Below are 8,057 nucleotides of genomic sequence, written 5' to 3' on the forward strand. Positions count from 1 at the left end.
GCTGTCACCGCGCAACTGGCGGGTGCCCACCCGTCTGAACGCGATTCTCCTCATACCCGTGCTCGTCGGTCTGGTGATGGGCGGGTTCCAGGTCAGCGTACGAGATAGAGGGTGAGGGCTCCACCTGACTCAGAGACGCTGGCAACGTGAGCATGACCTCGGGCAGTGGCGTACGCGCCGGTGCCGCCGGTGATCGCGAGATCGAAGTCGCTGGGCGGGGCGCCAGCAGGGGTAGTCTGCAAGTGCTGCCACGTCACCTGCCCCCAGGGAAGGCTGAAAGTGCCCGTGCAGTGAGTGGTTTGCGCTGCCACTCGGGTGCACACTGCGCCCTCGGTGCCATAGCTGACACCTCCACGAAAGAGGTTCGCGGTGATGATGATCTGATCACCGATCCCGCGTCCAGGTGTCCCGTTGTCGACCACCGTGGTTCCTGTCCCCGTAGACGTCAGGCTGATGACTTCCTTGCGCTTCACGTCCATGCCCCAGTCCAGGGGGTACGGCTCATGGGACGCCGAGGCGGAACCGGCGAGAGTCGCGAGCGACAACGCCGTTGCTGCCACCACGCTCCACTTCGAAATGGATTGCATTCTTCCTCGCCTGATGGACGCGGGTTCTTTGGGTGTGCCCAGGAATTCACATTGTGCGATGGAGCGTCAATTCTCAAACTCATCAAAGGGTCAGGTTCATCCGTCCGGCGTCATCTCCCCCAACACACCCAGACTGACCGCGCCCAATGGCCGCGCCCAGCCCACGGGCGGATGGTCTCGGGCAGGGGAGTGTCTAATCAACGGCGGATCCGATGATCAAGGAGACGCCTGATGAGAGACCATCACCGAGGATTCGGCCGCGGAGGAGCCGGTCGTCGAGTCACAGATGGTGCAGGGCGGCGAAGTCGCGGGCTGGTTTGGTGAAGACGCAGGAAGCGACGAAGACAGGGACGTCCGCCTGTTGTCGGCTCGGGCGGTGCCGTTGAAGGTCTGGATGTCGCGGCTGCCGACGGTGCGGTGCTTGGCGTACCGCCTGCACTGAATGACGACGCGACGGCCGTCGGGCAGGCGGCCGATCAGTCCGCGCCCCGGTCGCCGGCGCCGCCGACGCGCTGAACCTCGGTGCAGCCGTCCCGTCAGCAAGAGAACACCCATGCTTCTCAGGGAGTTTCCATCCGTGGTACCGGCCGCCCCCTCCCCCAGCGCCTTCAGGTCTCACCGACTCTGCCATCTAATTGAGAATCCATCTGGGCAACGAGGTGAAAATCAGCACCCGCGCCTACTACGCCGAAGCCCGAACCCTTACGGCGCCCCGTAACGCGAACGCCTTGGACAAGGCGGGGAGTGGCTGACGAATGTCAGGCGGCCGGGCGGGCGGACTCGGCAAGGACCCGGCCCGCGCCGAGCGCCGCGCGTAGCAGCTCGCCGCCATCGACCCCGCTTGGAACCCGAGACTGCTCGGCTGGACGGCCGACGCCCGCTGCTGGAACCACTCGATCTGGTCGGCGCCGTGGTCTCCTTTGAACCGTTCCGACTTCTCTGCCGCTCCGTTGCGAGGTAGCAGGTTGAGTTCGCGGCTGTAGCCGGGCATGAGGTGCAGTTCCACGAAGCCGATGTTGCGACGACCAGCTGTGGCCGGGTTGGTGCGTGCGAGGAAGGGGGGTAACAAGGTTCTGCCGCTCGCGCCTGTTTTGCTGCGTAACCTCAACAATGGCTGTTGCTGGACCGTTCCAGTGACCGCTGGGTGCAACCAGAGTGTCGATCGCCAGGCGTGGTCAACGTCACATGTCGCTGAATCGGCGTGGTGGACTAAAAGGGAAAAGGTGTGACGCGCAATCAGGGAAAAGGGTACTCATGGGACTTGACGCCGCATCAATTGCCATCAACAGGATTGCACTTGCGAGCAAGGGCCGCTGCGGGGAACTCGATGTCGGAATCTTCCCAACGTCTCTGGCAGTATACGGCTGACAGCGGGTTCCCGGATGCCGCAAGTCAAGGAGCACGGTGCACATGCTCCTACTTGTCGAGCTCGCCTCGAAGGGGGAATTGAGCAATTGCTGCGATAATCCGCTACTGAGAGTGACGATTCACGCCTCCGGGTTCGACCGCAGCCTTTCGAGCTGCAACAGATGCCCCAGTCTATTTAGATCTGAAAGGACGAGGTAATGGCACGCCACAAGAAGATACGTGAGGGTTCGGTCCTGCCGACAAGCAGGAATGCAGTTGCGAGCCTGACCCTTGGAGCGGCGCTTGGGGTAGGGGTACTCGGTGCAGCCCCGGCAAGTGCAGTATCAATTCCCAAGCCACTCAAAGAGCTCCTGAAAGAGGGATCGAAAGAGTTATGCAAGGAATATTGTGGCGATATCTCCGAAAAAATTCTCCCTCCTGAGGCGCCCGTCAATCAATGGGCAAATGATTCCCATAAGCACTGGCAGGAGAAGGCGTACGCGGAGTTCGACGCACAGGCTGCAAAAATTCCAGCAGATACTCCAGATCGTGCAAATCAGCTGTCGAAAATCGCCGAATCAACCTACAGCAAATACATGGGCCACTGGAGGAAGCTGGATGCTGTAAGCCTATTTGAATTCTCTACGCCTTATAGGGGAGAGGATGGCGTAGCCCACACCCACGTCGGCGAGATACAGGCCAATGCGCCCGACAGGGAGCGGCTAGGGTACGGTATTGAAGATTTCGCCGAAAATCGGCGAGATGCCAAAAATACTCTCAAGTCCATGCAAAATGGCCTCCTGAAGCGTGCAGGCCTTCCCGCCGTCGATAACGGTAGTTTTTGGACGCCGGCAGACCGCCTGCGGGACACCAATTCGGGTAGAACGTACTGGGAATGGGTGCCCACTGAGCGTGCAAGTATTTTTTGGGGTGCGGTCCCTGTTGGGGCGCCTTCTGGGGGCTACCAAGTGTCGCGGTTCATCAACTCCCCCGGGGGTGCTCAAGATTTTCTTCAGCAATATCGTCTGGGCAGGTTGCTAGCGAGCCAGCCCCAAACGCCTGAGGCGCGGCAGACCGTGGAACACGCGGCTAACAAGTACGAGCGCACTTTGAATCAGCTGGCATCGCAGTCCCCGAGTGCGCCCTTCAAGGACCCCGCTCCGGGCCCTCAGAGTCACGTCTCCACAACGCCATTGCATCTGTCTGGTGTGCCACAAAGCAACGGGTCGGAGGGCAAGGGTGGGGAGCACCCAGCAGGCACGCAGGGCCTGCACGGCCAGCCGCAGCCAAGCCAGGGCAAGGAGCCGCTGCCGACCGGTCAGCAAGGTCAAGGCAAGCAGAACGGTTGGTCTGGTTCGCAGGTAAGGAAGTCGCGAGAGGCTGGCTTCGCGGAAAATACGTCCAGCGAGTCGCAGTCGATCCAGTCGGCTGGTCAGCCGTCGCTGTCTACGCCACCAGGGTCTTCGGGCCCGGGCAAACCCGTGCATGAAAAGCAGCAGGGTGCAGATGCAGTGAAGCCCGCGCAGGATCAGAATCCTTCGCAGGGCCACGCCCTGACGGACCATCAGCAACCGCCGTCACACCATTCTACGTCGCTGTCCTCGGGTGGTTTGACGCCGGGTGAGCAGGGTCAGGGGCAGAAGCCGCCGGTGACGGAGAGTGCGTACCCCGAGCAGCAATCGGTTGCGCCGCCTGCTGCTCAGCAGGCTCAGGCGGATACGCAGGCGCAGGCGGGGTTGCCTGCTGGGGCTTCTCCGGTTGGGGACGGGGGCACGTCGGTGGCTGGTGGTTCGGCGTCGTCGGGTTGGTGGGATCAGTGGAGGCAACAGACGTTTGGTGTGCAGCCGCCGGCGCAGCTGGACCCGCAGGTGCAGCCGACTGTCGTCCAGGCCTCCGATGGGCAGAAAAACGGGCAGTCCGCTGACATCTCGCAGCAGTCCCACGGCCAGCAGCAGGCGCAGGGGCTGCCGGGTGCCCAGCCCCTGACGAATTCCGGACAGGTTGATGCCGGCGGTGGAGACCCGTGGGGAATCAACAACTACAGCAGCAACACCGGTTCGACCGGCGACTCCGGTGGCGGGGGCGAGTGGTGAGGTCTTCACCACTGGTCGTCTGCGGGCCCCTGCGACTCTGCTGCTCAATTCCGTGGTTGCCGGGCCGTGAGTTGGTAGGCGAGTCGGGTGGTGTTGCTGGTCCGGGGTCGCTGGAGGGGCTGGGGGCCTTCTACCTGGGAAGTAGAGACACCGTTCTTGATCGGCGATGACCTGCGCGTTCATGCCAGGTCACCGCCGGGTGGTCCAGGCGCGGTCCGAGGACACGCTCCAGCGACGGGTGGAACTGGGTGAGCAGGCCACGGATGCGGTTGGAGGTGCAGGGGGCCTCGGCTGCAATGTCCTGGTCGAAGCCGACCAGCACGGGGAGTTCGGCGGTGATCTCGTCGGTCGGTTTCAGCGAGCGCAGGGGGTGGGGCATGGTGCGAGCGGGGTCTGTCTCCAGCGCGGTGTTCATGTTGATGATCAGGTGCGGGTTGGCGGTGTTCGGCCAGCGGTGGCGCCGGTGCCCCAGCCAGGCCAGTATGAGCTGCCGGGTGAGGTCGTCCAGCGGGTGGGTTCGTCCGGCGATGGTGATCCGGCGGCTGCCGAGGTCGGCATCGTCGAGTGCAGGACTCGGATTGCCCCGGGCCGGGCGGCGTGGACCGCGGCGAGGGCGACGGCCAGGCGCCGGCGGGCGAAGTGACCACACCCCGTCTCCCGGATCAAGGGCGGCCAGGCCGCCGAGGACCGCTTCCTGGACTTCCAGGAGGTGTGGGCGCCAAGTGCCCGGCGATCGTGCGGCTGTGGGAGAACGCCTGGGCCGAGTTCGTGCCGTTCCTCCAGCTCGACACCGAGATCCGCCGCGTCGTGTGCTCCACGAATTCGATCGAGAGTGTGAACTCCAGGATCCGCAAGGCCGTCCGGGCCCGCGGGCACTTCCCGAACGAAGCAGCGGCACTCAAGTGCGTCTACACGGCCGCCATGAGCCTGGACACACCGGCGCCGGCCGTAAACGCTGGATCACCCGCCTTCGACATCGCCTTCGATGGCCGTCGGCCCCGCCGCCGGTAACTCAACCACCCGAGTTACACCGTTGGCTGGACAGCAGGGCTTCGGCGTAGTCGCAGGGTGTCCGGTTCGTGGCGGTCTGCCAGTTCGGTGGTGACCCGGGAACGTGAGAGGCACGGACTCCCAAGATCATGGAGTTCTCTATGCCCGTGGTCCGAGTGGAAACCGTGCCTGCCGACCCATCATCGCTGATCCCACCCGCTCTTGACCAACTCCGCGATCACCCTGGTGTCGTTCCCGATGAGGTGCCGGGCCTGCTGGAGCGCCTCGCCGAGCGGAGTACGCCACACCCTGACCGTCGTGCTCGCGCTCACCGCGGGCGCGGTACTGGCCAGCGAGTGGATCGCGACGTTACGCCACACGTGCCCACCACGCTCGGAGCACGTGCCGATCCACTGTGGGTCGAGACAGTCCAGGCCCAGGCTCTCCAGGTCCGCCTTGCTGGCCGGCCAGCCCAGAGCCTCCGCGAGCTCCTTGCCGTTCATTGCTGTTTCCCGGCGGAGTTCACGGAGGCGCTGGCCGAGCGCTTCACGCGCTTCGTGGATCTTTGTCACGGGGTGATGGTCCGCCCGGCAACGTAGTCGGCATACGGGATGGCGTGGTGCCAGGCCGTGTCACGCAGGTAGCTGTGTCGGACGACCTCGGAGGGGTCTTCGATCATCTCGGTGCCGAGCGGCACGCCGTCGTTCGTGAAGTGCATGCGCCCCAGGCGGTGCGAGTCGAAGAGCCAGTAGTCGTACCCGGGCAGACCCAGCTTGTCCGCCTGGTCCTGCCGCAGGTACCGGATGTCCTCGCCGACTTGGACGTTGAACTGGCATAGCCAGAGCTCGAATTCCAGGTAAGCGGTGAGCACTTCGGGGACGATTCGCACACGCTCGATGCGCTTGCCCTGCTGGATGCCGTTGCGCATGGTGTCGAGCCACGGCTGGAACCAGTCGGTTCCGGGGTTCTCGCCCCGGCGGTGCCGGGCGAACGGCTCCTGCTCCTCGTCGACGGTGTAGAGCGTGCGGGTTTCCAGCCGCCACGCGGTGTGCTCGAAGTCCTCGAAGAGACGTCCGAACGCCTCGCCGGTGATCAGGTCGGGCACGTCACTCCTTGGGCGCGAAGCGGGTGAGCAGCTCGCGGGGGACCTCGACGAATGTCTCGCCGTCGAGGACGTCCCGCAGTTGGCTTAGGGCCTCCTCGTCGGTCACTCGGTAGCCCTGGACGACGATGGTGCCGCGGTCAGTTTCGTACAGCGTCGGGCAGTTGCCTCCGCCCGAGGTGGTGCCGATAAAGCGTAGCTTCATGGCGGTTTCCCTCTCGCTGACATTTCTCGAAATTGCAGCAGTTCGGGACCGAGTGGGTAAGGGTGCGTTCCGGACACGGCGAAGCGCCCCTGCCTGGCGAGGAAAGGCACGCAGGGGCGTGGTGTGTCAGGGGTATTGGCGGCGGTTCGGATCCAGAGCGAGCGGGACGGGATGGACGGCTCCTCGTCGGGCGGTGGCGGTGCGCCGTCGCGGCGGCACACGAGTGCGTCGGGTCTTCGGGCGGGGGCTGGAGGCTGTAGCCGTCCGGGCACGACGGCCCGGCCGAGCCGCGCGCCCTGCTCGCCGCGGGGACTCCGCGAGTGGCCGAGGAGACGCTGACGGCGGGCATCCCGGCGCGGCTCACGGTGGAGAGCGCGGAGAGGATCGTCGCCCTGGTCGTCGGCGCCGACCAGGAGGACGACGCTGCACCCGGTGAGGGCGAGGACGGGCCGCCGGTCCTGGGAAAGATCAAGGAGGCTCCGGGCAATGTGAGCCTGGAGACGATGCTCACCGAGATCGACAAGCTGCTCGCGGTGAGGGCGGTCGGGCTGCAGGCGGACCTGTTCGCCGATGTCGCGCCGAAGGTGGTGGCCGGGTGGCGGGCGCGGGCCGCGGTGGAATCCCCGTCCCATCTGCGCACTCACCCGCTGCCGCTGCCGCTGCGGGTAACGCTGCTGGCCGCGTTGCTGCACGAGCGGGAGCGGGAGATCAGGACACGCTGGTCGAGTTGCTGATATCCACGGAGCACCGGATCGGGGCGCGGGCTGAGAAGAAAGGCACCGAGCAACTGGTCAACGCGTTCAGGAAGGTGTCGGGCGAGGAGAACATCCTCTTCAAGCTCGCCGAGGCGTCGATCGGCGAGCCGGAGGGCACAGTCCGCGAGGTCGTGTACCCGGCCGTGTCGGGCGGTGAGCAGACGCTGCGGGAGCTGGTGCACGAGTTCAAGACCCGTGGCCCGGTCTACCGGAGGACGGTGCAGACGACGTTGAAGGCGTCGTATACCAACCACTACCGGCGCGGGCTGATCAGGCTGCTGGATGTGCTGGAGTTCCATTCGTCCAACCACACGCACCGGCCGGTGATCGAGGCGCTGGCGCTGGTGGCCCGGTACGCGGCAGCGGGGCAACACCACGTACTACCCGCTGGGTGAGACGGTGCCGGTACACGAGGCGATGGGCGGGGACTGGGCCGAGGTCGTGCACCGCACCGACAAGCGGGGCCGGCGCCGGGTGGTGCGGATGGTCTACGAGGTCGTCGCCTTCCAGGCCCTGCGCGACCAGCTCAAGTGCAAGGGAGATCTGGGTGGTCGGCGCCGACAAGTGGCGAAACCCCGACGAGGACCTGCCCCAGGACTTCGCCGAGCGCCGCGAGGAGAACTACCGCGAACTCCACAAGCCGCCGCTGAACGCCGCCGACTTCGTCGACGAGCTGCGCGAGCAGATGACCACCGAGCTGACGCTACTGAACGACCGCATGCCGCGTTTGAGCTGGCTGGACATCGCCGAGCGGAAGTCCGGGGCGATCCGGCTGACCCCGGCCGAGGCCCAGCCGGGCCGAAGAACCTGCGCCGGATCAAGGGTGAGGTACAGCACCGGTGGGGCATCGTGCCGCTCATCGACATGCTGAAAGAGGCAGTCCTGCGCACGGGCTGCCTGGATGTGGTCACCTCTGTCTCCGGCGGCGGCTCCCTGTCTGCGGAGGTCCTGGCCGAGCGCCTGCTGTTGGTGATCTAC

General features: G+C 65.3%; 8 protein-coding genes and 3 pseudogenes. 5 read left to right on the forward strand and 6 right to left on the reverse strand.

Features of this window, described 5'->3' with window-relative positions:
• Positions 1-92: 92 nt before the first annotated feature.
• Both ABZ070_RS27285 and ABZ070_RS27290 read right to left on the reverse strand, forming a co-directional pair.
• Complete coding sequence (locus tag ABZ070_RS27285; RefSeq protein ID WP_356637983.1) at positions 93-587, reverse strand: hypothetical protein; 495 nt, start codon at positions 585-587, stop codon at positions 93-95.
• 283 nt (positions 588-870) lie between these two features.
• Positions 871-1,123 (reverse strand): annotated as a pseudogene (locus ABZ070_RS27290) (restriction endonuclease); the annotation flags it as partial.
• A gap of 1,029 nt (positions 1,124-2,152) precedes the next feature.
• Between ABZ070_RS27290 and ABZ070_RS27295 the strand changes: the two are divergent.
• Complete coding sequence (locus tag ABZ070_RS27295; protein ID WP_356637984.1) at positions 2,153-4,027, forward strand: hypothetical protein; 1,875 nt, start codon at positions 2,153-2,155, stop codon at positions 4,025-4,027.
• Positions 4,028-4,217: 190 nt separating this feature from the next.
• On the opposite strand, the pseudogene ABZ070_RS27300 reads toward ABZ070_RS27295, so the two are convergent.
• Positions 4,218-4,439 (reverse strand): annotated as a pseudogene (locus ABZ070_RS27300) (transposase); the annotation flags it as partial.
• A gap of 317 nt (positions 4,440-4,756) precedes the next feature.
• Between ABZ070_RS27300 and ABZ070_RS27305 the strand changes: the two are divergent.
• Positions 4,757-4,986 (forward strand): annotated as a pseudogene (locus ABZ070_RS27305) (transposase); the annotation flags it as partial.
• A gap of 231 nt (positions 4,987-5,217) precedes the next feature.
• On the opposite strand, the gene ABZ070_RS27310 reads toward ABZ070_RS27305, so the two are convergent.
• Genes ABZ070_RS27310 through ABZ070_RS27320 form a run of 3 tightly spaced genes read right to left on the reverse strand, consistent with a single transcriptional unit; the run spans position 5,218 to position 6,324 of the window.
• Positions 5,218-5,589 carry a hypothetical protein gene (locus ABZ070_RS27310; RefSeq protein ID WP_356637985.1) on the reverse strand — a complete coding sequence of 124 codons (372 nt, stop codon included), beginning with the start codon at positions 5,587-5,589 and terminating at the stop codon, positions 5,218-5,220.
• Positions 5,586-6,122: a DUF6879 family protein gene (locus ABZ070_RS27315; protein ID WP_356637986.1), complete on the reverse strand. Its 537-nt coding sequence runs from the start codon at positions 6,120-6,122 to the stop codon at positions 5,586-5,588. Before ABZ070_RS27315 ends, ABZ070_RS27310 begins: the two co-directional genes overlap by 4 nt.
• Before the next feature lies 1 nt (position 6,123).
• Complete coding sequence (locus tag ABZ070_RS27320; RefSeq protein WP_356637987.1) at positions 6,124-6,324, reverse strand: hypothetical protein; 201 nt, start codon at positions 6,322-6,324, stop codon at positions 6,124-6,126.
• A 320-nt stretch (positions 6,325-6,644) separates the two neighbouring features.
• Here ABZ070_RS27320 and ABZ070_RS27325 point away from each other — a divergent pair, with 320 nt between their 5' ends.
• The 3 genes from ABZ070_RS27325 to ABZ070_RS27335 all read left to right on the forward strand — a co-directional run bounded on the left by ABZ070_RS27325 (position 6,645) and on the right by ABZ070_RS27335 (position 7,950).
• Positions 6,645-7,058, forward strand: a complete 414-nt coding sequence (locus ABZ070_RS27325; protein WP_356637988.1) for a hypothetical protein — start codon at positions 6,645-6,647, stop codon at positions 7,056-7,058.
• On the forward strand, positions 7,052-7,474 hold the full coding sequence (locus ABZ070_RS27330) for a hypothetical protein (RefSeq protein WP_356637989.1): 423 nt from the start codon (positions 7,052-7,054) through the stop codon (positions 7,472-7,474). The genes ABZ070_RS27325 and ABZ070_RS27330 overlap by 7 nt, the downstream gene beginning before the upstream one ends.
• A gap of 152 nt (positions 7,475-7,626) precedes the next feature.
• Positions 7,627-7,950 carry a hypothetical protein gene (locus ABZ070_RS27335; protein WP_356637990.1) on the forward strand — a complete coding sequence of 108 codons (324 nt, stop codon included), beginning with the start codon at positions 7,627-7,629 and terminating at the stop codon, positions 7,948-7,950.
• Positions 7,951-8,057: the final 107 nt, after the last annotated feature.

The organism is Streptomyces sp. NPDC006283, from assembly GCF_040613325.1.
Lineage (GTDB): Bacteria > Actinomycetota > Actinomycetes > Streptomycetales > Streptomycetaceae > Streptomyces.

What these genes read in the sequence shown, in the direction of transcription:
- ABZ070_RS27285 (WP_356637983.1), bottom strand. Translation starts at nt 587, where the DNA reads ATGCAATCCATTTCGAAGTGGAGCGTGGTGGCAGCAACGGCGTTGTCG.
- ABZ070_RS27320 (WP_356637987.1), bottom strand. Translation starts at nt 6,324, where the DNA reads ATGAAGCTACGCTTTATCGGCACCACCTCGGGCGGAGGCAACTGCCCG.
- ABZ070_RS27295 (WP_356637984.1), top strand. Translation starts at nt 2,153, where the DNA reads ATGGCACGCCACAAGAAGATACGTGAGGGTTCGGTCCTGCCGACAAGC.